Consider the following 23,873-nt stretch of genomic DNA (forward strand, 5'->3'; position numbering starts at 1 on the left):
CACCTGGAACGAGGACCCAATGATCGGAAAGCTGAACCATGTCGCCATCGCCGTGCCGGACCTCGACGCCGCTACCGCCCTCTACCGCGACACCCTGGGCGCCAAGGTGTCGCAGCCGGTGCCGCAGCCCGCTCATGGCGTGACCGTGGTTTTCGTCGAACTGCCCAACACCAAGGTGGAACTGCTGCATCCACTGGGGGAAAAGTCGCCCATCGCCGGTTTCCTTGACAAGAATCCGTCGGGTGGCATCCACCATATCTGCTACGAGGTCGCCGACATCCTGGCGGCCCGCGATCAGCTGAAGGCCAAGGGCGCCCGTGTCCTGGGCGACGGCGAGCCCAGGATCGGCGCCCACGACAAGCCGGTTCTGTTCCTGCATCCCAAGGATTTCACCGGAACCCTGGTGGAACTGGAACAGGCCTGAACCGAAGGGGAGAGGCGGCGGATGAGCTGGTATTGCGACGTCGCGCCGGGGCATCCGCACCACGGCCCCTATCATGACCGGGAATACGGGTTTCCGCTGACCGATCAGCGAGCGTTGTTCGAGCGGCTCTGCCTGGAAATCTTCCAGGCAGGGCTGTCGTGGCTGATCGTGCTGAAGAAGCGCCCGGCCCTGGCGGCGGCGTTCGACGGGTTCGAGCCCGCCACGGTGGCGGAGTATGGTCCGGCCGAGATCGAGCGGCTGATGAACGATGCCGGCATCATCCGCAACCGCCGCAAGATCGAGGCGGTGATCGAGAACGCCCGCCGGCTTCGGCGGCTTGATCCCGTCCACGGCGGCTTCGCCGGCTGGATCGAGGCCAATCATCCGCTTGCCAAGGACGGCTGGATCAGGCTGTTCAGGAAGACCTTCGTCTTCATGGGCGGCGAGGTGGTGGGCGAATTCCTCATGAGCATCGGCTATCTGCCCGGCGCCCACCGCCAGGATTGCCCGGTGTTCGACCGGATCAGGCCGCTTGACCCGCCCTGGCTGCGGGTCGGAGAGGAATTCTATCGCTAAACGGCGTCAGGACTCGTCGTCGCGCCGTTTAGCGGCGATCCGGTTGCGTCCATCCCGCTTCGCCCGGTAGAGCTGGGCATCGACCATGGCCAGCAGGTCCTTGGCCGTATCCCGGGGCTGGCACGTCACGGTCAGGACTCCCAGGCTGACGGTGACGAAGGCGGCGGTGTCCGAGCCGGCGTGGGGGATGCGCAGGCCGGCGACGATGGAACGGATGCGCTCGGCCAGCGCGTTGGCCCCGGCATGATCGGTCTCGGGCAGGACGATACAGAATTCCTCGCCGCCATAGCGGGCCGAATGGTCGGCGGACCGGCTGACGACGCTGCGGATGGCGCAACCGACCTGCCGCAGGCAGTCGTCTCCCGCGACGTGGCCATAGCTGTCGTTGAACGCCTTGAAGTGGTCGACGTCGAGCAGGACCAGCGACAGCAATCCCCTGGACCGGCGCAGGCGGCGCAATTCCGCCTCCAGCACCTCGTCGAAGCGCCGACGGTTCTCCAGGCCGGTGAGTCCGTCGATCTCGGCCAGGATGGTCAGCCCCTCGCGCGCTTTCTTCAGTTCGATCTGGTTGCGAATCCGCATGCGGATGATCGGGGGGGATATGGGCTTGGAAACGTAATCGGCCGCCCCCACTTCCAATCCCCGGATTTCGGCGTCGATATCGCCCAGCGACGTCAGGAAGATGACCGGAATGTGCGAGGTGGCGGCATTGGCCTTCAGGTGGGCGCAGACCTCGTAGCCGTTCATGCCGGGCATCATGATGTCGAGCAGGATCAGGTCCGGGGCGACGCTGCGGGCCAGTTCAAGCGCCCCGGGGCCGTCGGAGGCGACCACGATCTCGTGTTCGGTCTTCAGTATGTCGCGCAGAACCTGGATGTTCAGCGGGTCGTCGTCGATCATCAGGACCCGGGTGTCCTTGGCGCACAGGGGGGCGCCGGCGGTCGCGGTTCCGCATTGGCAGGCCGCCGCCGTCTCGGATTCCGCGATGACGCCGGCGCTCGCCAGGGCCGGCGACAGCACCGCCTCCAGCGCGGCGATGCCGGAGGCCGGATCGCCCCGGCCATGGCGGATGGCGGTTTCCAGTTCCCGGGCGGCGGTGAACAGCGCCGTCGCCCCCAGGGTTCCGGCCACGCCCCGGAGGGAATGGGCCAGCCGTTGCGCCTCGGTGCGGCTGCCGTCGCGGATCAGGCGGCGCAGGTCGTCGGCGGCATGGAGATAGTGCTGGCGGAACCCGACGATCACCTCGCGCAGCAGCAGCCGGTTGCCGCCGACGCGCTTGGTGGCGGCGGCGAGGTCGAACGGCGGCAACTGGTCGGGCAGGATGTCGCCGCCCGCGGGCGGGGGCGGTTCCGGTCGGGCGGGCGGATGCCGCAGGTGACGCAGCAAGGCGTCGCGAAGGGCGACGGCGTCGATCGGCTTGGTGATGACGTCGTCCATGCCGGCGGCGCGGCAGGCCTGAATCTCGTCCTCCATGGCCAGGGCGGTCAGCCCGATGACGGGAAGGCGGTCGCCGCCGGTCCGGGCGCGGATCAGGCCGGTCGCGGCGATGCCGTCCATCTCGGGCATGTCCACGTCCATCAGGACGGCATCGTAGCCGCCGCTGTCGCCAAGGACGGCGTCGACCGCCAGCCGGCCGTTGCCGACGACGTCGACGTGCAATCCCATTGCCCGAAGCAGGGTCTCGGCGACCCTCTGGTTGATGGGGTTGTCCTCGACGACCAGGACACGGGCCGGATTGGCCAGATCGAAATCGGCCGGGGCCTCGTCCGTCCCCGGATCGGCGCCGATTTCCTCCGGGGATCGGCTGGATACCTCGAACGGCACCTCGAACCAGAACGTGCTGCCTTCGCCCACCCGGCTGTGGACACCGATCCGTCCGCCCATGGCGTCGATGATTTTCTTGCAGATGGCAAGGCCAAGGCCGGTTCCGCCGAAGCGCCGGGCGATCGATGAATCGGCCTGGGTATAGGCGGTGAACAGGGACGGGATCGCCTCGTCCGCAATGCCGATGCCGGTGTCGGCGACGGAGAAGTGCAGCGTCGCCCCGGCGGCGGCGTGCCGCGTGACGGTCACCGCCATGGTGACGTCGCCGTGATCGGTGAACTTGATGGCGTTGACCACCAGATTGAGCAGCACCTGACGCAGCCGGGTGGGATCGCCCCTGAGGCGGCGCGGAACCGCCTCGTCGGCATGCATGGACAGCCGCACCCCCTTTGCCTCGGCGCGCGACGCCATCAGCGAGGTGATGCTGGAGCCGAGGCGCCATAGGTCGAAATCCACCCGTTCCAGTTCCAGGCGTCCCGAATCCAGCTTCGAGAAGCTGAGGGCGTCGTCGACGATGCTTAGCAGCGCATGGCTGGAATAGTGGATGGTCTCGACCCAGTCGGTCTGGTCGGGGGCGAGCGGGCTGCGGCGCAGCAATTGCAGCATCCCGATGATGCCGTTCAGCGGCGTGCGGATTTCGTGGCTCATCATCGCCAGGAATTCGGACTTGGCGCGGGCGCCTTGCTCGGCCTCGACCTTCGCCTGCCGCAAGGCGTCGTCGATCAGGCGGCGCTCGGTGATGTCGCGGATGATGCCGATGAACAGCCGTTCGCGCGGACCGGACCAGCTCGACACGGTCAGCTCGATGGGAAACTCGCTGCCGTCGCGGCGCAAGGCGTACAATTCGCGGGTCCGGCCCGAGAACGGGATGGCGCTTTCCCGGCACAGGCGGGCGACACCGCCATCATGGGCGGCGCGGTAGCGCTCGGGAATCACCACATGCAGCGGCCGTCCGATCATCGCCGCCTCGTCATGGCCGAAAATGGCCTCGGCGCCGCGATTCCACGACAGGATCACACTGTTCTGGTCAATGGTGACGACCGCGTCCGCCGCCACGGCGGTCAGCGAGGCGAAGCGCGATTCGGTGCCGTCGCGGCGCCGGTCCGACCGTGACCGCCGCCACAGGCCGGCGGCCAGAAGGCCGGCGCACAGGCCCAGCAGCAGGGTTGCGATCATGATGCCATCCGGGGCGTTCACGCTGTTCTCCGCGCCTCAGACGGCATCGGCGAGGCGGCGGTCCTGGGCGACCAGCGATTCGAACGCCTGCGGCCCGGCCAGGGCCGGCGCGATGGTGTATCCCTGGACCAGGTCGCAGCCGGCCAGTTCCAGCGCCTCGACCTGCTCGGCGGTTTCGACGCCCTCGGCGACGACGGTCATGCCCAGGCCATGGCCCAGCCGGATGATGGCGTCCACCAGGATGCAGCTGTCGAGGGCGGCCGGCATGTCGTCGATGAAGCTCTTGTCGATCTTGACGGTCGAGGCGCTGAAGCGCTTCAGGTAGGCCAGCGAGGAATAGCCGGTTCCAAAATCGTCGATGGCGATTCCGATTCCCATTCCGGTCAGGGCGTCGATCACGCCGCGCAGCGCCGGCTCCATCATCACCCCCTCGGTCATCTCCAGTTCCAGGCTGGCCGGCGGCAATCCGGTCTCGTCCAGGACCGACGACACCATCGCGGCGAAGCCGTTCCCCTGGTTCAGTTGATGGGGCGAGACGTTGACGGCGATGGAGGCGGCGTGGCCCTCGGCGCTCCAGCGGGCGGCCTCGCGGCATGACGCCGCCAGCATCGCCTCGCCCAGGGCGGACACCAGGCCGGTCCGTTCGGCGATGGCGATGAAGCGGATGGGGGGAATGGCGCCCCAATGTGGATCGGACCAGCGGGCCAGCGCCTCGAAGCCGATGATCCGCTTGCGGAAGATGTCGAATTTCGGCTGGAAGAACGGGGTTACGCCGCCCTGGCGAAGGGCGCGTCCAAGCGCCTCGGTCAGTTGCTCGTCGCTGGGAACCGCCCTGGGGTCCGGTTCCTCCCCGAACAGGGTGATCCGGCCGGCCGGAGCGCAGGCCGTCGCCTCGAACGAGGGATAAAGATCGGCGTCCTCGCGGTTGATGCGCTGTTCCAGGGCGGCCAGGACCGTCGACGTCTCGGCGACGAAGCGGGCGGGATCGCGGCTGATGGCCTGGGGGCCGGGCCAGGTTCGCCGGTAACGGTCGAATTCGGCCTTCATCCCCCCCATCTCGACCTCGAAACGGTCGGCGATGGCCTGGAGATGGGGAACGGGCCAGCTTCGCAGCTTGGGATAGAGCAGACGGTCCTCCAGCGCCAGATGGATCGAGAACTTGCCGAACAATTCCCTAAGGATGGTGGCGACGGCGCCCGGATCGAGGCTGACATGGGCCACGTCCAGGATGTCGCGGATGCGCCCCATCATGTCGCGCATCTGGTGATGATGGCGGCGGAAGCTGTCGGTCGCGGCGGCGGGCGGAGGAATGGACATGGGGGACGGGGTTCCAATCGCGGGGAAATGAATGTTCCGCTCCGGCGTCAGGGGACGCGGACCGGCAGCGGATAGACCGATCGCGGCGGTATGCGGTGAATCAGCAGCCCCACCAGCACCAGGGTCACCGTTCCAACCAGGACGGGGGTGAAGAGGAAGCTCCAGTCGGGGTGAAGCATCATCACCACGATCGGGTCGGCCCCGGCGGGGGGGTGGGTGAGGCGCAGCATTCCCAGCACCCCGATCACCAGCCCGACCGCCAGGGCGATGGACCAGCCGCTTTGAGGCAGCACCTGATCCAAGATCAGGGCGAGCAGGGTGGCGATGACATGTCCCCCGATCAGGTTGACCGGCTGCGACAGCGGGCTGTCGGGAAGGCCGAACAGCAGCACCGCCGACGCCCCCAGCGGCGCCAGCAGCATCGGCGTGCCGGTCCACTCTCCCAGCATCGCCACCACCGCCAGTCCGGTCAGCCCGCCCAACGCCGCCTTGGCCCAGTTCGATGAGCCGTGCGAGGGCTGGTGACGGTGAATAAAACGGCGGGGCATCGGCGCGTTCCTTCAAGCCTGGAATGACAAAGCGGGGCGATGGTGTCGGTCGCGTGCCTTCCTGACATTGACGTTGGTTAACTGACTAAATTGATATGGTAAAATGATGTTCCCGGATTGTGATGCCGGATGTCCATGGGTGAGGCTATTTCCGATTAATGGGATCGAAAAAAATATGACGACATTTTTTCATGCTCATGGCTTGTATCAAAAAAATTGTTTAATAACAATTTATTAACTCGTGTTTTGCTGGCTCTTTCGCAGGGTGGCCCCACACTCAACATGGTTGACTTTCTTGCTCGGGTTTGGTTCGGTTTAAACATGCATTGAGAATGCATCGATACAATGACCCTGAGAAGGAGGTTCTCATGACCAAGTTGATCGCTAGGATTTTATCGGTTGCCGCCCTTGTGGCCATCGCCATGCCGGCCGTGGCGGTCGACGCCGCCGCTTCCGGCTCTTCCGGCCTGTCGACGGCGCTGGAGGTAGTTGGAATCGGCAATCCGCACCCTGTCCGTCAGGTCTCGGCCGGCGATGAAAACCGCGAGGTGGAGCGGCGCCGGATCGAGATCTCCAATTGGGAAAAGCTGTTCGGACGGCAGCTGTTCCCGGCCATGGGCGTGGGGAACCATGCCCGCTGACGGGGGCCGCGCGGCGGCCTCGGCCGCCGCGATATCGGCATTCCAGTACGTTAATACCAAATAAGGAACGTCCAAATGGTCCAACACATCGCCTGGGTGATTACCCTGGTCGCCATGGGAGCCGTCACCATCGGCTTCCTGTGGGTCGCCGCCGGCGCCGGGAACTTCGCCGAATATCCGGGAATCGTCCAGAAGGCCTACAGGATACGCAAGGTGCTGTTCATCGCCTTGCTGGCGGTTTCGGGCGGCGTCAGCGCCGCCACCCTGGGCGATCTGCCCTATGCCGCCACCCATGGGGCCGAATCCGGAAAATTCCAGGTGATCGACGCGGTCGGCGCCCGCTGGCAATGGGAGCTTTCGGCCGACCGGGCCGTGGTCGGCCAACCGGTCCGGTTTCGCGTCACCGCCACCGATGTGACGCATGGCTTCGGCATCTACGACGAATCCATGCGTCTGCTGGCCCAGACCCAGGCGATGCCCGGATATACCAACGTCCTGACCTATACCTTCCGCCAGGCCGGACGCTATCGCCTGCTTTGCCTCGAATACTGCGGTGTCGCCCATCATGGCATGATGGGCGAGTTCACCGTGGTCGACCGCTGAAGGAGACCGGCCATGGCCGACCATTCCATTCTTGTTCCGACCCAGGGCGCGAGGCGCGCCGTGGGAGCCTATCTCGCGGTGTTCGGCGCGGTTCTCCTGCTGATGATGGTCCTGGGGCTGCTGATGCGGCTCAATCAGGGCGGGTTGGTGACGTTGCCGCCCGAGCTGTTCTATCAGAGCATGACCGTCCACGGCACCGGCATGGTCGGTGTCGCCGGCATCGGCGGCGCCGCCGTGCTGTGGCACTTCCTCGGGCGCTACGTCCGGCTGACCACCTGGGTCTTCGTGTTCAACCTCGTCACCTTCGTCATCGGGGCGGCGATGATCCTGTCGGCCGATTTCATCGGCGGCTTCGCGGCCGCGTGGACCTTTCTGTTTCCCCTGCCGGCCAATGCCGGAGGGCAGTGGGAGGATTGGGCGGCGGCGGTGCATCTGGGCGGATTGCTGCTGATCGGGACCGGCTTCCTGCTGTTTCACCTGGACACCGCCCGCGCCATCCTTGGCCGCTACGGCAGCCTGACCCGGGCTCTCGGCTGGCCCAGCCTGTTCGGCAGCGATCCCCAGCCGCCGCCGGCCACCGTGGTGGCCAGCACCATGGTGCTGATCGTCAACATCCTGGGGCTGGTGTTCGGCGCCTCGGTTCTGGTGATCAGCCTGATCAACCTGATGGTGCCGCAATTCGCCATCGACGCCATGATCGCCAAGAACATGATCTACTTCTTCGGTCATGTCTTCATCAACGCCACCATCTACATGGCGGTGATCGCGGTCTACGAGCTGCTGCCCGAGTACACCGGGCGGCCGTGGAAGCCCAACCGGCCGTTCCTGGCGGCCTGGACCCTGTCGACCGTCCTGGTGATGGTGGCCTATCCCCACCACCTGCTGATGGATTTCGGCATGCCGCGCTGGGTGCTGATCGTCGGCCAGATCGTGTCCTATATCAGCGGCCTGCCGATCCTGGTCGTGACCGCCTTCGGGGCGCTGATGATCGTCTTCCGCTCGGGGCTGCGCTGGGACCTGGGGGCCGGGCTGCTGTTCGTCGGCGTGTTCGGATGGGCCGCCGGAGTGATTCCGGCCATCATCGACGCCACCATCATCGTCAATTCGGTGATGCACAACACCCTTTGGGTTCCCGGTCATTTCCACAGCTACCTGCTGCTGGGACAGGTGGCGATGCTGCTGGGCTTCGCGTGCTGGCTGGGCAAGGCCTCGGGCGGGACCTCCCCGTCGCGCCTGTTCAACGCCCTGGCCTTCTGGCTGTTCGTGGGCGGCGGCATCGGCTTGACCCAGTCGTTCCTGTATTCCGGACGGTCGGGGGTTCCGCGCCGGTTCGCCGAATATCTGCCGGAATGGATCGGGCAGGCCCGAATCGGCGCCCTGTCGGCGGCGCTGGTGGTGCTTGGCGCCGCCATGCTGGCCGGACGCCTGCTGGCCGGCCTTCATCGTCCGACCGGAGCCCGCTGATGTGGCGGAGCCTGCTTGCCGCCCTGGCGGTCACCCTCGCCGCCGCCGGGGCGTTCGCCTCGGCCACCGACGGGTTCAGGGTCGTCACCACCGAGGGCGCCCGGCGGCTGGCGGTCGAGCAGGCTCCGCGTCCGTTTCCGCGGGTGCCCCTGGAGGATCAGGACGGGCGTCCGGTCCTCGCCGAGTCGCTGCGCGGCCGGGTGGTGCTGGTCGAGTTCATCTATACCCGCTGCCCGACCGTCTGCTCGACCCTGGGCGAGGCCTTCGCGCGGGTGGCCCGCGCCCTGCCCGGAACCACCCTGCTCAGCATCAGCTTCGACATCGACCACGACGGGCCGGAAGAGTTGCGGCACTACGCGGCCCGTCACGGCGCCGATGGCCGTCACTGGCGGGTGGTCCGCCCGACGTCCCGCCATGACCTCGACCGGTTGCTGGACGCCGCCGGAGTGGTGGTGATCCCCGACGGCTGGGGCGGCTATCAGCACAACGCGGCGGTTCACCTGCTCGACCATGACGGACGTCTGGTCCGCATCCTCGATTTCGAGCCGGTTGCCGCCCTGATCGACGAGGTGAGGCCGTGGCTTCGGTCCTGACGTCCCCCTCCCATCGCGTCCAGGCCGCCACCGGGGCCATGCTGCTGCTGGTCCTGGCCCTGCCATCGCTGCGCGAGGCGCTGGAACGGGACATGGTCCGGCATATGCTGGTCCAGATTCCGCTGCTGGTCGTCGCCGGATGGCTGCTGGCGCCGCCGGGCGGCGTGTCGGGAAAGGTCGCCGACGGCTGGGACCGCCACGGCATCGTCGGGGTCCTGACCGCCAACCTGGTCGCCGCCTATTGGATGCTGCCGCGCTCGCTGGACGACGCCATCGTCTCGGCCGCCATCGAGGCTGCCAAGTTCATCTCGCTTCCCCTGCTGGTCGGCGTGGCGCTGCGATGCTCCTGGCCCCGCATGCCCACCCTTGGCCGGGGCTTCGTCGTCGCCAACGCCATATCCATGCTGGGCATCGCCGGCTGGCTGTATCTGGCGGCACCCGTTCGGGTCTGCGTGTACTACCTGACCGACCAGCAGGAAACTGTCGGGCGGTCGTTGCTCTATCTGGCCGGCGCGATCACCGCCTCGATCTTGTGCGCCGCCTTCATCGGCCCGCGCCGGGCGGATGCCGCGTGTTCGATAACCGCGATCAACATCGCATCAATCGATAACAATTGATCGGGCGCCAACGGATATCTTGTCAGGATTCCGGCCCATCATCTCGTTTTCCAGCCCAGGGGGGCGGAGCTTCGCGGGGGGCAGGACATTGGCCAACCAGACCGCCCCGGCGATTCGGGAGATCCGGCCGCGTATCTCGTCGGCTTTCCCGAGTTTTTATCCCTGATGCGGGCATAGTATGTTGACGGCCGTTTCCGGCCCTTGCGCCCGGACTGGAGAAATATCATGAAGCTCAGCCAGTTCCGCTGTTTTCTCGCCGTGGCCGAGGCCGGATCGGTCCGTCAGGCGGCGCGCAATCTCAACCTGTCGCAATCCTCGGTCACCAAAAGCGTCCAGCAACTGGAGGAATCGCTCCAGGCGGAGCTGTTCCTGCGCGGTTCCCACGGCCTGTCGCCCACCGCAATCGGCAAGATGTTGATCTCCCGCGTCAAGTCCATCGAAGGCGAGTTGCGCCAGATCAGGAACGACGTCGAGACCATTCATGGCGGTTCGTCCGGAGAGATCAGGGTGAGCGCGTCGCCGACGGTGTCGGTGGGAATCCTGCCCCGGGCGGTGGCCAGTTTCCGCAAGACCCGGCCCAATGTCGGCTTCCATATCGAGGAGGGGGTCTATCCCGACGTCCTGCCCGCCGTCCGGATGGGCGAACTGGATTTCGCCGTCGCGCTGGTTCCCGAAATGCCGACCGACGAGGAGCTTCAGTGCGAATTGCTGCTTCAGGACTATCTGACCCCCGCCGTCCGGGTCGATCATCCCATGACCTGCAAGGGCAAGCTGGTCCTGTCCGACCTGCTTGACCTCAACTGGGTGATCTATCGCCGCAGCCGGACCGGCCGCGACATCTTCGAGCGCAGTTTCCTGTCCAACGGCCTCACCCCGCCCCGGCGGATCATCGAATGCACGTCGTTCGCCGCCACCATCGCCCTGGTCGAGAACAGCGACTACGTCACCTTGGTGCCGACCCAGATTTTCGCCAACCGGCCCCGGCGGACGCCGATCACGCCGCTGTTCATGGGAACGCCCATGCCGCCTTGGGACGTCACCGTGATCTCGCGCCGCCATCACGAATTGTCACCCCTGTGCATGGCGTTCCTGGAGGAACTGCGCCGCACCGCCGAGAAGGCCCGCCTCAGCGCCAGCTGACCGGCGTTCGCCAGATCAGATCAATTGCTTATCAATCTGCATCAGATGGAGAACGCCGCCTCGGTATCATCCAGTCATCCCATGTGAGGGGTCCCCGTCCGCCGGCTTTCCGAGCCGGCGGCATGGGGCCGACGGACGGAGGACGAGATGGATTTGGGTGGCATGAAGTTCTCGATGCTGTTGTTCGGCATGGCGCAGGCGCTCCGTCTCCAGGCGTTGCGTTATCCGGACTTCGCGAATCGCCTGAAAGAGAAGAACTTCACGGCCCAGATGAAGGTGGCCGACAACAGCGCCGGCCGCTGGTTCACCTTCAAGGACGGCAAGGTCGGCTCGGGCAGGGGCATCCACGCCGGGCCCGACATGACCATCTCGTTCATCTCGGCCGAACTGGGCGCCTCGCTGCTGATGCCGCCCATCGACCAGCTGGCCCAGATCGAGGCCATCAAGAATTTCCAGCTTATGATGGAAGGGCCGGATGAACTGACGCTGTGGTTCACCCAGACCCTGATGATCATGCAGCAGCAGGGGATCGAGTACGGCACCAAGATGCCGGACGGCACCACCCGCTACGTCTCGCACACCAACGGCGGGCCGATGTTCGTCTTCGTCAGGGACGGCAAGGTCGTCCGGGTGACCCCCATCGAATTCACCGACGAGGACGCGCCGTCCTGGACCATCCGGGCGCGCGGCAAGACCTTTACCCCGCCGCGCAAGACCACCTTGGCGCCGCATTCCATGTGCCACAAATCGACGCTCTATTCGCCCGACCGGCTGGTCTATCCCATGAAGCGGGTGGATTTCGACCCCAACGGCGAGCGCAATTGCGAGAACCGCGGCATCTCGGGCTATGTGCGGATCAGCTGGGACGAGGCGCTCGACATCGTCGCCTCCGAGATCAAGCGGGTGAAGCGGGAGCACGGCCAGGGCGCCATCATGGGCACCCACGGCTCACACCACACCTGGGGCAATCTCGGCTACTACATCAGCTCGGCCTTCAAGTTCTTCAACACCATCGGCTACACCAAGGTCGCCCACAATCCCGACAGCTGGGAGGGATGGTACTGGGGCGCCATGCATCATTTCGGCTACAGCATGCGGCTCGGCCAGACCGAGACCTACAACTGCGTCGAGGATCTGATGCAGGAAGCCGAGATGGTGGTGTTCTGGTCGGCCGACCCCGAGACCACCAGCGGTTCCTACGCCGCCTTCGAGGGCACCTCGCGCCGCCAGTGGCTGAAGGACCTGGGCATCGAGGTCGTCCATATCGACCCCTACTACAACAACACCGCCACCCTGATCGGCGGCAAGTGGCTGGCGCCCAAGCCCGGCACCGATCCCGCCATGGCCTTCGCCATCGCCCATGTCTGGCTGACCGAGGGGCTCTACGACAAGACATTCGTCGCCGAGCGGACGGTGGGCTTTGACAAGTGGGCCGATTACGTTCTGGGCAAGGAGGACGGCATCCCCAAGACCCCGGAATGGCAGGAGGCCGAGACCGGCATTCCCGCCCGCGAGGTCCGCGCCCTGGCCCGGCAGTGGGGCAGGAAGAAGACCTATCTCGGCGCCGGCGGCTGGGGCAACGGCCACGGCGGCGCCTGCCGCTCGGCCACCGGCATCCAGTGGGCCCGCACGCTGGCCTGCCTGATGGGCATGCAGGGCATGGGGCGGCCCGGCGTCAATTACGGCCACATGCAATGGGGCACGCCCATCGACATCCGCTTCTTCTTTCCCGGCTATGCCGATGGCGGCCTGTCGGGCGACCTGGAGGGCACCGGGCTGGCCATCAGCCTCTATCAGCGCATGCCGCAACTGCCGACCTACAATACCGCGACCCAGAAGGTGCCGAGGCTGCAAATCCCCGAGGCCATCCTGGACGGCAAGGCCGAGGGCTATCCCTGGGACGGCAAGACCCTGGAGGGCCAGTTCCGCAAGTTCACCTATCCGGCCGCCGGCCATTCGCCGGTCAAGATGATGTACAAGATCGGCGGCGCCTCGCTCGGCACCATGAACGACAGCAACCGCTACGTTAAGGCGTACCGCACCGACAAGCTGGAATTCGTGGTCAACCAGTCGATCTGGTTCGAGGGCGAGGCCAAGTTCGCCGACATCATCCTGCCCGCCTGTACCCAGATGGAACGCTGGGACATCAGCGAGTTCGGCGGTACCGGCGGCTATGCCCTGCACGGGCAGACCCAGATGAACCACCGCGTCATCCTGCTTCAGCACAAGTGCATCGAGCCCCTGGGCGAATCCCGGTCCGACTTCCAGATCTTCCTGGACCTGTCGGTGCGTCTTGGCCTGTCGGCCTATTTCTCGGAAGGCCAGACCGAGCTGGACTGGGTCAAGCGCATGTTCGACGCCTCGGACCTGCCCAAGCACATCACCTGGAAGGAGTTCCTGAAAAAGGGCTACTTCGTGGTGCCGGCCCTGGACGAGAAACACCGCGACCCCGTGGCGCTGCGCTGGTTCTACGAGGGCCGCAAGAAGGACGTGCCCGAGCCCCATCCCCTGCCGGCCGATTACAGCCAGCAATTCCTGGAGGGGCTCCAGACCCAGACCGGCAAGTTCGAGTTCGAGTGCAACAGCCTGAAGCGTTTCGACGCCGACGACCCGGAACGTCCGCCCATCGTCAAGTATCTGCGGTCGTGGGAAGGTCCAGGAACCGAGAATTATGACCGCTATCCGCTTCAGATGATCTCGCCGCATTCGCGGTTCAGCTATCACACCCTGAGCGATGGCAAGAAGAGCGCGGTCAACGACATCAAGGAACATCGCGTCCTGGTCGACGGCTATTATTACTGGGTGATCCGCATCAACGCCGAGGACGCGAAGGCGCGCGGTATCGGACATCACGATCTGGTGCGGGTGTTCAATGATCGCGGCGCGGTGATCTGCGCCGCCCACGTCACCCAGCGGCTGCCCAGCGGCACCGTGCACGCCTACGAATCCTCGGCGGTCTACGACCCGATCGGCGAACCCGGCTATTCCGCCGATCGCGGCGGCTGCGTCAACCAGTTGACGTCCAAGCGCTCCATCGCCAAGAAGGTGACCGGCACCGCCGCCAATTCCTGCCTTGTCCAGGTCGAGCCCTGGGATGGCCGGGGCGATCTGGTGGGGGCCGAGCGCAAGGCCGAGCCCGTCTTGGTTCCCGCGCAGTGAGGGATGAATCATGAAGAAGTGGAATATGATCGTCGACGTGCGGAAGTGCTTCAACTGCAACAACTGCGCCCTGGCCGTGCATGACGAGTATCACGGCAACGAGTTTCCCGGAATCGCCGCCGAGATGCCCCGCCAGGGGCATCGCTGGATCGACGTGATCCAGCGCGAGCGCGGCGTCTATCCCATGATCGACGTGGTGTCCATGCCGGTCACCTGCAATCACTGCGACGACGCCCCCTGCCTCAAGGCCGCTCGCGGCGGAGCGGTAGTGAAGCGGGCGGACGGCATCGTCGTCATCGTGCCGGAAAAGGCCAAGGGCCAGCGCCAGATCGTCGAATCCTGCCCCTACGGCGCCGTGTGGTGGAACGAGGACCTGAACATTCCCCAGGCTTGGCCGTTCGACGCCCATCTGCTCGATTCCGGCTGGACCAAGGTCCGCGCCGTGCAATCCTGCCCGACCGAGGCGATCCGCACCCTGAAGGTGGATGACGCCGAGATGCGCCGCATCGCCGCCGCCGAGGGATTGAAGGTGCTGAAGCCCGAGGCCGGGACCAGGCCCCGGGTCTACTACCGGAATCTTGATTGCTTCACCAAGGCGCTGGTCGGCGGCTCGGTGGCCGGTCCCGTCGCCGGGGTGGAGGAATGCGTCGCCGGGGCCAGCGTCTCCCTGGTCAGGGACGGCCGGACGCTGGCCGAGACCCGGACCGACACCTTCGGCGATTTCCGTTTCGACGGACTGGACGAAGGCAGCGGCGCCTATCGCCTGGAAATCCGCAAGCCGGGCTTCGCCCCCGGTAGCCTGAACTTCACCTTGGAGCGTTCGGCCTATCTCGGCGTCATCACCCTGTCCGCGTCGGCGGCGTGACGCGCCATGCCGGCTGAACTCACCCTGGGATGGATCGGCGCCGGCCGGATGGGCTCGGCCATGGCGGCCCGGCTGCTGACGGCGGGACTGGACGTCGCCGTCCACAACCGGACGCGCGCCAAGGCCGAACCCCTGGCCGCGCTGGGCGCACGCCTGGTCGACGGCCCGGCCGACCTCGCCGGCCGTGATATCGTCTTCACCAACCTGTCCAGTTCGGACGTGTTCGTCGACATGGTGTGCGGCGCGAACGGCCTGCTGTCGCGCAAGGGGCCATCGCCGCGCCTGCTGGTGGATTTCTCCACCATTTCCACCGAGGCCTCGGCTTTGGCGAGGAAGGCCCTGGCGCAGCGCGGCGCCGCCATGCTGGACGCGCCGGTCAGCGGCAACGCCAAGGTGGTCGAGGCCGGCAAGCTGTCCATCGTGGCGTCCGGCGAGCGCGCCGCCTTCGACCTGGCGCTGCCCTATCTCCGCCTGATGGCCAGGGCGGCGACCTATGTGGGCGAGGGCGAGGCGGCCCGCATCGTCAAGATCTGCCACAACGTCTTTCTTGGCGTGGTCGCCCAGTCGCTGGCCGAGGTCACGGTCCTGGCCGAAAAGGGCGGCGTGCCCCGGCACGCCTTCCTCGACTTCATCAACAACAGCGTGATGGGGTCGATGTTCACCCGCTACAAGGCGCCGGCCTACGTCAATCTCGACTTCCGGCCGACCTTCACCCCGGTGCTGCTGCGCAAGGATCTGGATCTCGGGCTGGCCGCCGCCCGCGAGATGGAGGTGCCGCTGCCGCTGGCCGCCCAGGTCCGGGAAATCCTGCAATCCATGATCGGCCAGGGCTATCGCGACTGCGACTTCGCCGCCCTGCTGGAGGTCGAGGCCAAGGCCGCCGGCATGACCCTGGCGCCCGAGGCCGTGGACGTCGATACCGGGCTGTGATCCCGATGGGAACAAAATATTAAGCGGAGGACGGAATGGCATACATTTTTCAGCAAGATGAACTGCCGAAGCTTGTTTCAGTGGTTCCTGGGCGCGAGCGCGTGTTCTTCGTGAACAAGGAGCTGGCCAATATCGATGATCTTCTGTGCGGTATCATGCGCTATAAGCATGGCGCCGCGTCGCCTTATCACTTCCATGAGAACTGTGAGCATTTTTACTTCATCATGACCGGTGATGGCGAGGTCGAGACGCCGGAAGGCGTGACCCCGGTCGGACCGGGCACCATGGTCTTCATTCCCGCCGAGGAGAAGCACCGCCTGCGGGCCTCGAAGGACGCGCTGTTCTATTTCGAGTTTCAGGCCCCCAACCGCTTCAAGACCACCATCCTGGACGGGACCGAGGACGACCTGCGCTGGGAGCGGGTCGACGGACGGGTCTGGGTCCAGAGCTGAACCGATTGGCAAGGGAGCACGCAAGCAATGACCACGACCTTTATCGACACCAACACCATCGCCCCCGTCACCCTCGGCAACGGCCAGGGGCGCCATGCCGAAATTCTCAATGACGCCCTGTGCGGGGCCAAGAGCGTGGTGGGCAGCCTGCGCTGGCTGGAATCCGGCCAGAGTCTCGCCGCCGCCTCGGACGGCAAGTCCCACCAGGTCGTCTACCTGATGGAAGGATGCGGCGTGATCCGGCTGGACGGCAAGGATTATGAGGTCGGTCCCGGCGCCGGCATCTATCTCGGTCCGTCCGAGACCGCCAGCATCAGCCAGACGGGGGGATCTCCCCTGAAGCTCTTCCAATTGGTGGTTCCGAAGACGGTGGCCTGACCGGGAACCCCGGCGGCCGGTCGGGAGTCCGGCGCCGGGTTGGATGTCATAGCGATTGGGGGGAGGCCATGACCGCGGTAGTCACCATACTGTTCTTCGGGGTGGCGTACGGGATGATCCTGTATCTCATCTCGGTGGGCCTGTCGGTCACCATGGGATTGATGGGGTTCGTCAATCTGGCGCACGGCGTTTTCGCCATGCTGGGCGGCTACGCCGCCGTGACCTTGATGAACCAATTGGGCCTGTCGCTGTTCGCGGCGCTGCCCCTGGCCTGCGCCATGGTCACCGTCGTCGGGTTCGTTCTGGAACGCACGCTGTATTCCCGTCTCTACGGCCGGTCGGAACTGGATCAGGTCCTGTTTTCCATGGGGCTGATCCTGATTTCCATGGCACTGGTGCGGGTGGTGTGGGGGCCGCTGGCCCAGCCGGTCCAACTGCCCGACTACCTCAAGGGCCAGTCGGTGGTCGGCGGCATCGAACTGCCGACCTATCGCTTTGTCCTGGTCGCCTTCGGGACGGCGGTAATCGTCGCCCTATGGGTGATCTTCGAGCGCACCCTGTTCGGCGCCCGCATCCGGGCGGCGGTCGACAACCGGGGCATGGCCCAGGCCATCGGCATCGACACCGGCAGGCTGTTCGCCGTCACCTTCGGCCTGGGCACCGGGCTCGCCGCCCTGGGCGGCGCCCTGGGGGCCGACGTGCTGGCCATCGCCCCCAACTACCCCCTCCACTACATCGTCTACTTCATGGTGGTGGTCGCCGTCGGTGGACTGGGCAGCATTCGCGGTCCCTTCATCGCCGCGCTGTCCATCGGTCTGGCCGACACCGCCTGCAAGTACCTGCTTCCCGAAATGGGCTCCGTCTTCATCTTCGCCTTCGTCTTCGCCCTGCTGCTGTGGCGACCGAACGGCATCACCGGCAAGCGTTGAGGAGGGCATCATGACCGACCGATCGAACGCCGCAGTCCTGGTCCTGCCGCAGGCCGGCACGGTGGGGGCCAGGAAGATCCTGCCGATGCTGCTGTGGGTGGCAGCGCTGGCGATCCCGACATTTGCCCCCGGCTATACGCCGCTGGCCAGCCAGATCGTGGTCATGATCCTGTTCGCCCTGTCGCTGGACCTGCTGGTTGGGTTCACCGGCATCGTCACCCTGGGCCACGCCGCCCTGTTCGGCGCCGGCGCCTACACCGCCGGCATCATGGCGCTGCGGCTTACCAACGACCCCCTGATCACCGCATTGTCCGGGATGGCCGTCGCGGCCCTGGTCGGGCTGGTGACCGGCAGTTGCATGCTGCGGACCAAGGGGCTGGCCTTCCTGGTTCTGTCCCTGGCCGCCGCCTTCATGCTGCATGAACTGGCCAACATGGCGACCTCGGTGACCGGCGGCGACGACGGCTTGCAAGGCGTCAGCTTCGCGCCGCTCCTGGGAGTGTTCGAATTCGATTTCAGGGGACAGACGGCGTTCTACTACAGCCTCGCCTGCCTGTTCGCCGCCTTCCTACTGGTTCGCCGGGTGGTCAATTCCCCGTTCGGGTGGTCGCTGCGCGGCATCCGCGAGAACGACGGCCGCATGCGGGCGATCGGCTGCCCCATCTATCGCCGCCGCCTTGCCGCCTATGTGATCTCGTCCGCCCTGGCCGGGCTGGCCGGGGCGTTGCAGGCGCAGATCACCCAGTTCGTCGCCCTGCGCTCCCTCAGCCTGGAACTGTCCGGCGACGTGCTGATTATGCTGATCCTGGGGGGAGCCGGCCGGCTGTACGGCGCCTTCGTCGGCGTTCCCCTGTTCATGTTCGCCCAGGACCTGCTGGCCAAGGAGGACCCGGCCAACTGGTATCTGGGGCAAGGCGTGATCCTGCTGGTCATGACCCTGTTCGTGCCCGGCGGCGTCCTTGGCCTGGTAGAGCGCGTCCGGCGCTCCCTGGGGCGGGGAGGTCGGCGATGAGCGGTTCGGCGCCCATTCTCGAAACCAGGGGGCTTACCCGGTTCTTCGGCCCGGTGCGGGTGACCGGCGATGTCGACTTCACCCTTCATCCCGGCGAGCGCCGCGCCATCATCGGCCCCAACGGCGCGGGCAAGACCACCTTCGTCAACCTGCTGAGCGGACGTCTTGCCCCCAGTTCCGGCCAGGTCTTTCTTGGCGGCGAGAACGTGACCGCCATGAGCGAGGCCAGGCGGATCAAGCTGGGCCTGGGACGGACATTCCAGATCACCTCGCTGTTTCCAAACCTGTCGGTGCGCAAGAACGTGTTCCTGGCGGTGGCCGAGCACGAGGGCGTGGCCTGGAACCTGTTCCGCTCGGCGGCGTCCCACCGCCGGCAATTCGACCGGGTGGACGAACTGCTGGATCGGGTCGGTCTCTCCGACGTGGCGGAAGTGCCGGCCCAGGACCTGCCCTATGGACGGCAGCGTCTGCTGGAGATCGCCGTCACCCTGGCGCTGCGCCCCCGGGTCCTGCTGCTGGACGAGCCCGCCGCCGGCATCCCCACCTCGGAGAGCCACATCATCTTGTCCATCCTGGACACCCTGCCCAAGGATATCGCGGTGCTGCTGATCGACCACGACATGGATCTGGTCTTCCGCTTCGCGCAGCGCATCACCGTCCTGGTTCAGGGATCGGTGATGGTCGAGGGAACTCCGGCCGAGATCGCCGCCAACGAGCGCGTCCGCAAGATCTATCTGGGAGAGAGCGACCATGCTGCGGCTTGAGGGGATCACCGCCGGCTACGGCCATACCGTCATTCTCGAAGGCGTCGACCTCAGCCTGCCGCCGGGCGGCCTGCTGGCGGTGCTGGGGCGCAACGGCGTCGGCAAGTCCACCTTGATGAAGACCATCGTCGGCCAGACCAGGATACGCCAGGGCGACATCAGGTTCGGGGGGGAAACCATAACCGGACAGGCGTCGTATCGCCGGTCGCGCATGGGAATCGGCTATGTTCCCCAGACCCGCGACGTGTTTCCGTCGCTGACCGTCGAGGAGAACCTGCGGATCGCCGCCCGTCCGGGAAAATGGGATCTCGACGGGGTGTTCGAGGTGTTTCCCAATCTGGCGGCGCGGCGCGACAACAAGGGCACCGAGATTTCGGGCGGCGAACAGCAGATGCTGTCCATCGGCCGCGCCCTGATGGGCAATCCGTCCCTGCTGCTGCTGGACGAACCCATGGAGGGGCTGGCCCCGGTGATCGTCGAGCAGTTGCTGGATTCCTTCCGCACCCTGCGGGCCGACGGCGACCTCGCCATCATCCTGGTGGAGCAATACGTCAATCTCGCCCTCGATTTCTCGCCCGTCACCATCGTCCTCGACCGGGGCCGGGTGGTGTTCGCCGGCGAATCCGAGCGGCTGCGCCAGGATCAGGACCTGATGGCCGATCTGATCGGGGCCGGGGGAGCGTCGAAGGCCAAGCATTAGGCCATTACCACACCAACCGATTCCGGAGGGGTCCTCATGAAATACAACCGCCCGCATTCGACCGCGTCCTGGGGGACGATGGCCAAGGATTGGGAAAAGGGCGTCGATTACCAGCGGCTGATCTCGGACCGCTTCGACCGCGCCCAGGCGGCGGTCAAGGCCGCCGGCCTGGGGGCCGTGCTCTGCTTCAACGTCGACAACGTCCGCTACATCACCGGCACCCATATCGGCGAATGGGTCAGGGACAAGTTCGACCGCTATGCGCTCTGCCCCGCCGACGGTCCGGCCTATCTGTGGGACCCGGCGCCGCCGGCCAAGCGGATCAGCTCGCCCTGGATCGCCGATCGGGTCGACGCCCCCATCAGCAACATGCAAGGGGCGTTGCCGCCCAAGGTGGGCGCGCAGAAGGATTTCGCCAAGCAGATCAGAAAGATGATGGCCCATTACGGCATCGAGGGCAAACCGCTGGGCATCGACCTGCTGGAACTGCCCATGCTGCGCGCCCTGGAGGCCGAGGGTATCGAGGTGGTGGACGGGCAGCAGGCGATGCTGGACGCCCGCGAGATCAAGACCCCCGACGAGATCGAATTGCTGAAGGTCGCCGCCGGCATGGTGGACGCCACCTATTACGACATCTNGTGGACGCCACCTATTACGACATCTGCAAGGCCATCCGCCCCGGCGTGCGCGAGAACGAACTGGTGGCCATCGCCCACGACCGGCTCTACCGCCTGGGCTCCGAGCGGGTGGAGTGCGTCAATTCGGTGGCGGGGCCGCGCGGCACGCCGCATTCGCACACCTTTTCCGACCGGATCATCCAGCCCGGCGACATGATCTACCTGGACATCATGCATTCCTTTAACGGCTACCGCACCTGCTACTACCGCACCTTCGTCTGCGGCGAGCCCAACCGGCATCAGGTCGAGGCCTACGAGACCGCGTCCAGGTGGATCAGTGCCTCCATCGACGCCATCCGCCCCGGCGCCACGGTCGAGGAGGTGGCCTCGGTGTGGCCGGCGGCCGAGGAATTCGGCTATCGCAACGAGGAAGAGGCCTTCCTGCTGCAATACGGCCACGGCATCGGCCTGTCGCTGTGGGAGCGCCCCATCATCAGCCGCCGCTTCAAGGGCCAGAACACCGTGCTGAAGGAAGGCATGGTCTTCGCGGTCGAGACCTGGAAGGGCGCCGCCGACGGGTCCGGCGCAGCGCGGATCGAGGAGGAGGTGGTGGTCACCAAGACCGGCTGCGAGGTGATCACCAATTTCCCGTCGGACCGCCTGATCTCCTGCGGCCTGCCCGGCTGCGACGTGTTCTGAGGAGCGCCCAGATGAAGCTTCAGGATTCGGGGCTGCTGCGGAACCAATGCCTTGTCGGCGGCGTCTGGTGCGACGCCGCCGACGGCGCGGTGATCGAGGTCCGCAACCCGTCCACCGGCCAGCGGCTCGGCTCGGTCCCAAGGATGGGGGCCGCCGAGACCCATCGGGCCATTCAGGCCGCCAACGCCGCCTGGGCGGACTGGCGGGGGCGGACCGCCAGGGAGCGGTCCCGCATTCTCCGGCGCTGGTTCGAGCTGATGGTGGACAGCCAGGAGGACCTTGCCGCCATCCTGACCTCGGAGCAGGGCAAGCCCTTGGCCGAGGCCAGGGGGGAAATCCTCTACGGCGCGTCGTTCGTCGAATGGTTCGCCGAGGAGGCCAAGCGGGTCTATGGCGACACCATTCCCGGCCATGCCCCCGACAAGCGCATCATCGTCGTCAAGGAACCCATCGGCGTGGTCGCCGCCATCACGCCGTGGAACTTTCCCAACGCGATGATCACCCGCAAGGCCGGCGCCGCCCTGGCCGCCGGCTGCCCGGTGGTGCTGAAGCCGGCCAGCCAGACCCCGTTTTCCGCCCTGGCCCTGGCCGTGCTTGCCGAGCGGGCGGGAGTGCCGAAGGGCGTGTTCAGCGTGGTGACCGGCGCCGCCTCGGCCATCGGCGGCGAGATGACCTCCAATCCGGTGGTGCGCAAGCTGACCTTCACCGGCTCGACCGAGATCGGCAAGATGCTGATGGCCCAGTGCGCCGGCACCGTCAAGAAGGTGTCGCTGGAACTGGGCGGCAACGCGCCGTTCATCGTGTTCGACGACGCCGACCTGGATGCGGCGGTCAGGGGCGTGATGGCGTCCAAGTACCGCAACACCGGCCAGACCTGCGTCTGCGTCAACCGCATCCTGGTCCAGGACCGCGTCTACGACGACTTCGCCTATCGCCTGAAGACGGCGGTGGCCGCGCTCAAGGTCGCCGACGGCTTCGCCGACGGGGCCGAGCAAGGGCCGCTGATCGACGAGGCGGCGGTGCTGAAGGTCGAGGCCCATATCCAGGACGCCCTGTCGCGGGGCGCCCGCGTGGTGGCCGGCGGCCGGCGGCATGTGCGCGGCGGCACCTTCTTCGAGCCCACCATCCTGGCCGACGTCACCCCCGCCATGGCGGTGGCGCGGGAGGAGACCTTCGGCCCGGTGGCGCCGCTGTTCCGCTTCAAGACCGAGGACGAGGCCGTTCGCATGGCCAACGACACCGAATTCGGGCTGGCCTCCTACTTCTATACCCGCGACATCGGCCGGGTGTGGCGGGTGGCCGAGGCGCTGGAATACGGCATGGTCGGCATCAACGAGGGCCTGATCTCCACCGAGGTGGCCCCGTTCGGCGGCGTCAAGGAATCCGGCCTGGGCCGCGAGGGCTCGAAATACGGCATCGAGGACTATCTGGAGATCAAGTATCTCTGCATGGGCGGAATCGGGGGCTAGCCATGGATCCGCGCATCCCCGTCACCATCCTGACCGGCTATCTCGGCAGCGGCAAGACGACGCTGCTGAACCGGCTGCTTCGGGGGCCGATGGGGGCCGGCACCGCCGTCATCGTCAACGAGTTCGGCGATATCGGGCTTGACCACGACCTTATCGTCCACAGCGACGACGCCGTGGTGCTGCTGTCCAACGGCTGCCTGTGCTGCGCCGTCAGGGGCGATCTGGTCAAGACCCTGCGCGAGCTGTGCTTCCGCCCCGGCGCCGGAATCGCCCGCGTCGCCATCGAGTGCAGCGGGCTGGCCGATCCCGGTTCGGTGATCCAGGTGATCCTGACCGATCCGGTGGTGTCGGCCCGCTATGCGCTGGGGTCGGTGACCTGCACATTCGACGCCGTCAACGGTCCGGCCACCCTGGCCGCCCACGCCGACAGCGCCCGGCAGGTGTCGCTGGCCGACCGCATTGTCCTGACCAAACTGGACCTCTGCCCCGATGCCGAGGACGTCCTGCGCCGCCGGTTGGCCGCCGTCAATCCGGCGGCGGCCATCGTCCTGCCCGAGCGATGCGATCTGTCCGATCTGGCGGTCGAACCGCCGGGACGGGTGTTCGAGACCGCCACGGGGGGGCACGGCCATGGCATCCAGTCGTTCTCCATCGTCCGGGACCAGCCCATGGCGTTGGATACCCTGGACCTGCTGCTGCGCGCCATCCGGGACAATCTCGGTCCCGGCCTGCTGCGGGTGAAGGGGATCATCGACATCGAGGGCGAGCCCGGCCGGCCGGCGGTGCTTCAGGGCGCGCAGGCCGTCCTGCATGACCTCGTCCGGCTGGAGGACTGGCCCGGCCAGGACCGCCGCAGCCGCATCGTCTTCATCACCCAGGGGATCGGCCGTCAGGTGGTCGACGAGATCGCGGCGCTGGTCGAGGGCATGGCCGCCCGCGACCGGCGGCGGAAACTCGCCCAGGGACATTGTTAGGG

23 protein-coding genes and 1 pseudogene are annotated in these 23,873 nt (G+C 66.4%); 21 read left to right on the forward strand and 3 right to left on the reverse strand.

From position 1 onward, the window contains the following. Positions 1-19: 19 nt before the first annotated feature. Together mce and MTBSS4_RS14975 are read left to right on the forward strand one after the other, a co-directional pair. Positions 20-424: a methylmalonyl-CoA epimerase gene (mce, locus tag MTBSS4_RS14970; protein ID WP_173984204.1), complete on the forward strand. Its 405-nt coding sequence runs from the start codon at positions 20-22 to the stop codon at positions 422-424. A 21-nt stretch (positions 425-445) separates the two neighbouring features. After that, on the forward strand, positions 446-1,000 hold the full coding sequence (locus MTBSS4_RS14975) for a DNA-3-methyladenine glycosylase I (RefSeq protein WP_173984205.1): 555 nt from the start codon (positions 446-448) through the stop codon (positions 998-1,000). A 6-nt stretch (positions 1,001-1,006) separates the two neighbouring features. Here the strand turns inward: MTBSS4_RS14975 and MTBSS4_RS14980 are convergent, their stop codons facing one another. The 3 genes from MTBSS4_RS14980 to MTBSS4_RS14990 are packed head-to-tail and all read right to left on the reverse strand — an operon-like array spanning position 1,007 to position 5,865. Continuing rightward, positions 1,007-4,000: a response regulator gene (locus tag MTBSS4_RS14980; RefSeq protein WP_173984206.1), complete on the reverse strand. Its 2,994-nt coding sequence runs from the start codon at positions 3,998-4,000 to the stop codon at positions 1,007-1,009. A gap of 36 nt (positions 4,001-4,036) precedes the next feature. Further along, entirely contained in the window at positions 4,037-5,317 is a 1,281-nt protein-coding gene (locus MTBSS4_RS14985; protein WP_173984207.1) for an EAL domain-containing protein, read from the reverse strand. A 47-nt stretch (positions 5,318-5,364) separates the two neighbouring features. Further along, a complete protein-coding gene (locus MTBSS4_RS14990; protein ID WP_173984208.1) occupies positions 5,365-5,865 on the reverse strand; it encodes an HPP family protein in 501 nt (166 codons plus the stop codon). Between the two features lie 368 nt (positions 5,866-6,233). Here MTBSS4_RS14990 and MTBSS4_RS14995 point away from each other — a divergent pair, with 368 nt between their 5' ends. The 19 genes and pseudogenes from MTBSS4_RS14995 (at position 6,234) to MTBSS4_RS15080 (ending at position 23,871) form a co-directional block, all read left to right on the forward strand. Beyond that, on the forward strand, positions 6,234-6,506 hold the full coding sequence (locus MTBSS4_RS14995; RefSeq protein WP_173984209.1) for a hypothetical protein: 273 nt from the start codon (positions 6,234-6,236) through the stop codon (positions 6,504-6,506). A 75-nt stretch (positions 6,507-6,581) separates the two neighbouring features. After that, complete coding sequence (locus MTBSS4_RS15000; RefSeq protein ID WP_173984210.1) at positions 6,582-7,109, forward strand: cytochrome C oxidase subunit II; 528 nt, start codon at positions 6,582-6,584, stop codon at positions 7,107-7,109. 12 nt (positions 7,110-7,121) lie between these two features. Next, on the forward strand, positions 7,122-8,573 hold the full coding sequence (locus tag MTBSS4_RS15005) for a cbb3-type cytochrome c oxidase subunit I (RefSeq protein ID WP_173984211.1): 1,452 nt from the start codon (positions 7,122-7,124) through the stop codon (positions 8,571-8,573). Beyond that, on the forward strand, positions 8,573-9,166 hold the full coding sequence (locus MTBSS4_RS15010; RefSeq protein WP_173984212.1) for an SCO family protein: 594 nt from the start codon (positions 8,573-8,575) through the stop codon (positions 9,164-9,166). The genes MTBSS4_RS15005 and MTBSS4_RS15010 overlap by 1 nt, the downstream gene beginning before the upstream one ends. Continuing rightward, positions 9,151-9,783, forward strand: a complete 633-nt coding sequence (locus MTBSS4_RS15015; RefSeq protein ID WP_173984213.1) for a hypothetical protein — start codon at positions 9,151-9,153, stop codon at positions 9,781-9,783. The genes MTBSS4_RS15010 and MTBSS4_RS15015 overlap by 16 nt, the downstream gene beginning before the upstream one ends. Positions 9,784-10,008: 225 nt before the next feature. After that, the gene (locus MTBSS4_RS15020) at positions 10,009-10,923 is read left to right on the forward strand and encodes a LysR family transcriptional regulator (protein ID WP_173984214.1); all 915 of its coding nucleotides are present in this window, start codon (positions 10,009-10,011) and stop codon (positions 10,921-10,923) included. A 147-nt stretch (positions 10,924-11,070) separates the two neighbouring features. Next, positions 11,071-14,082: a molybdopterin-dependent oxidoreductase gene (locus MTBSS4_RS15025; protein ID WP_254432577.1), complete on the forward strand. Its 3,012-nt coding sequence runs from the start codon at positions 11,071-11,073 to the stop codon at positions 14,080-14,082. Positions 14,083-14,092: 10 nt separating this feature from the next. Next, the gene (locus tag MTBSS4_RS15030) at positions 14,093-14,947 is read left to right on the forward strand and encodes a 4Fe-4S dicluster domain-containing protein (RefSeq protein WP_173984215.1); all 855 of its coding nucleotides are present in this window, start codon (positions 14,093-14,095) and stop codon (positions 14,945-14,947) included. Between the two features lie 6 nt (positions 14,948-14,953). Next, a complete protein-coding gene (locus tag MTBSS4_RS15035) occupies positions 14,954-15,877 on the forward strand; it encodes an NAD(P)-dependent oxidoreductase (protein WP_173984216.1) in 924 nt (307 codons plus the stop codon). A 35-nt stretch (positions 15,878-15,912) separates the two neighbouring features. Further along, positions 15,913-16,329 carry a cupin domain-containing protein gene (locus MTBSS4_RS15040; RefSeq protein WP_173984217.1) on the forward strand — a complete coding sequence of 139 codons (417 nt, stop codon included), beginning with the start codon at positions 15,913-15,915 and terminating at the stop codon, positions 16,327-16,329. A gap of 27 nt (positions 16,330-16,356) precedes the next feature. Then, positions 16,357-16,707 carry an AraC family ligand binding domain-containing protein gene (locus MTBSS4_RS15045; RefSeq protein WP_173984218.1) on the forward strand — a complete coding sequence of 117 codons (351 nt, stop codon included), beginning with the start codon at positions 16,357-16,359 and terminating at the stop codon, positions 16,705-16,707. 68 nt (positions 16,708-16,775) lie between these two features. Then, the gene (locus MTBSS4_RS15050) at positions 16,776-17,636 is read left to right on the forward strand and encodes a branched-chain amino acid ABC transporter permease (RefSeq protein ID WP_173984219.1); all 861 of its coding nucleotides are present in this window, start codon (positions 16,776-16,778) and stop codon (positions 17,634-17,636) included. A 10-nt stretch (positions 17,637-17,646) separates the two neighbouring features. Then, positions 17,647-18,648 (forward strand): branched-chain amino acid ABC transporter permease, encoded by a 1,002-nt coding sequence (locus tag MTBSS4_RS15055; RefSeq protein ID WP_173984220.1) that lies wholly within the window; start codon positions 17,647-17,649, stop codon positions 18,646-18,648. Beyond that, the gene (locus MTBSS4_RS15060; RefSeq protein WP_173984221.1) at positions 18,645-19,412 is read left to right on the forward strand and encodes an ABC transporter ATP-binding protein; all 768 of its coding nucleotides are present in this window, start codon (positions 18,645-18,647) and stop codon (positions 19,410-19,412) included. The genes MTBSS4_RS15055 and MTBSS4_RS15060 overlap by 4 nt, the downstream gene beginning before the upstream one ends. Beyond that, a complete protein-coding gene (locus tag MTBSS4_RS15065; RefSeq protein WP_173984222.1) occupies positions 19,399-20,112 on the forward strand; it encodes an ABC transporter ATP-binding protein in 714 nt (237 codons plus the stop codon). Before MTBSS4_RS15060 ends, MTBSS4_RS15065 begins: the two co-directional genes overlap by 14 nt. Before the next feature lie 78 nt (positions 20,113-20,190). Next, positions 20,191-20,616: pseudogene (locus MTBSS4_RS22455) on the forward strand (aminopeptidase P family N-terminal domain-containing protein); the annotation flags it as partial. A 179-nt stretch (positions 20,617-20,795) separates the two neighbouring features. After that, the gene (locus MTBSS4_RS22160) at positions 20,796-21,428 is read left to right on the forward strand and encodes a M24 family metallopeptidase (RefSeq protein WP_368667787.1); all 633 of its coding nucleotides are present in this window, start codon (positions 20,796-20,798) and stop codon (positions 21,426-21,428) included. 11 nt (positions 21,429-21,439) lie between these two features. After that, positions 21,440-22,897: an NADP-dependent succinate-semialdehyde dehydrogenase gene (gene gabD / locus MTBSS4_RS15075; RefSeq protein ID WP_173984223.1), complete on the forward strand. Its 1,458-nt coding sequence runs from the start codon at positions 21,440-21,442 to the stop codon at positions 22,895-22,897. 2 nt (positions 22,898-22,899) lie between these two features. Next, entirely contained in the window at positions 22,900-23,871 is a 972-nt protein-coding gene (locus MTBSS4_RS15080) for a GTP-binding protein (RefSeq protein WP_173984224.1), read from the forward strand. The last annotated feature ends 2 nt before the right edge of the window (positions 23,872-23,873 follow it).

The organism is Magnetospirillum sp. SS-4 (assembly GCF_902729425.1).
In the GTDB taxonomy this organism is placed as follows: Bacteria; Pseudomonadota; Alphaproteobacteria; order Rhodospirillales; family Magnetospirillaceae; genus Phaeospirillum.

What these genes read in the sequence shown, in the direction of transcription:
- MTBSS4_RS15045 (WP_173984218.1), top strand. Translation starts at nt 16,357, where the DNA reads ATGACCACGACCTTTATCGACACCAACACCATCGCCCCCGTCACCCTC.
- MTBSS4_RS14990 (WP_173984208.1), bottom strand. Translation starts at nt 5,865, where the DNA reads ATGCCCCGCCGTTTTATTCACCGTCACCAGCCCTCGCACGGCTCATCG.
- gabD (WP_173984223.1), top strand. Translation starts at nt 21,440, where the DNA reads ATGAAGCTTCAGGATTCGGGGCTGCTGCGGAACCAATGCCTTGTCGGC.
- MTBSS4_RS15005 (WP_173984211.1), top strand. Translation starts at nt 7,122, where the DNA reads ATGGCCGACCATTCCATTCTTGTTCCGACCCAGGGCGCGAGGCGCGCC.
- mce (WP_173984204.1), top strand. Translation starts at nt 20, where the DNA reads ATGATCGGAAAGCTGAACCATGTCGCCATCGCCGTGCCGGACCTCGAC.
- MTBSS4_RS15080 (WP_173984224.1), top strand. Translation starts at nt 22,900, where the DNA reads ATGGATCCGCGCATCCCCGTCACCATCCTGACCGGCTATCTCGGCAGC.
- MTBSS4_RS15030 (WP_173984215.1), top strand. Translation starts at nt 14,093, where the DNA reads ATGAAGAAGTGGAATATGATCGTCGACGTGCGGAAGTGCTTCAACTGC.
- MTBSS4_RS15065 (WP_173984222.1), top strand. Translation starts at nt 19,399, where the DNA reads ATGCTGCGGCTTGAGGGGATCACCGCCGGCTACGGCCATACCGTCATT.
- MTBSS4_RS15055 (WP_173984220.1), top strand. Translation starts at nt 17,647, where the DNA reads ATGACCGACCGATCGAACGCCGCAGTCCTGGTCCTGCCGCAGGCCGGC.
- MTBSS4_RS14985 (WP_173984207.1), bottom strand. Translation starts at nt 5,317, where the DNA reads ATGTCCATTCCTCCGCCCGCCGCCGCGACCGACAGCTTCCGCCGCCAT.
- MTBSS4_RS15050 (WP_173984219.1), top strand. Translation starts at nt 16,776, where the DNA reads ATGACCGCGGTAGTCACCATACTGTTCTTCGGGGTGGCGTACGGGATG.
- MTBSS4_RS14975 (WP_173984205.1), top strand. Translation starts at nt 446, where the DNA reads ATGAGCTGGTATTGCGACGTCGCGCCGGGGCATCCGCACCACGGCCCC.
- MTBSS4_RS15060 (WP_173984221.1), top strand. Translation starts at nt 18,645, where the DNA reads ATGAGCGGTTCGGCGCCCATTCTCGAAACCAGGGGGCTTACCCGGTTC.
- MTBSS4_RS15010 (WP_173984212.1), top strand. Translation starts at nt 8,573, where the DNA reads ATGTGGCGGAGCCTGCTTGCCGCCCTGGCGGTCACCCTCGCCGCCGCC.
- MTBSS4_RS15000 (WP_173984210.1), top strand. Translation starts at nt 6,582, where the DNA reads ATGGTCCAACACATCGCCTGGGTGATTACCCTGGTCGCCATGGGAGCC.
- MTBSS4_RS15020 (WP_173984214.1), top strand. Translation starts at nt 10,009, where the DNA reads ATGAAGCTCAGCCAGTTCCGCTGTTTTCTCGCCGTGGCCGAGGCCGGA.
- MTBSS4_RS15040 (WP_173984217.1), top strand. Translation starts at nt 15,913, where the DNA reads ATGGCATACATTTTTCAGCAAGATGAACTGCCGAAGCTTGTTTCAGTG.
- MTBSS4_RS15035 (WP_173984216.1), top strand. Translation starts at nt 14,954, where the DNA reads ATGCCGGCTGAACTCACCCTGGGATGGATCGGCGCCGGCCGGATGGGC.
- MTBSS4_RS14995 (WP_173984209.1), top strand. Translation starts at nt 6,234, where the DNA reads ATGACCAAGTTGATCGCTAGGATTTTATCGGTTGCCGCCCTTGTGGCC.
- MTBSS4_RS14980 (WP_173984206.1), bottom strand. Translation starts at nt 4,000, where the DNA reads ATGATCGCAACCCTGCTGCTGGGCCTGTGCGCCGGCCTTCTGGCCGCC.
- MTBSS4_RS15025 (WP_254432577.1), top strand. Translation starts at nt 11,071, where the DNA reads ATGGATTTGGGTGGCATGAAGTTCTCGATGCTGTTGTTCGGCATGGCG.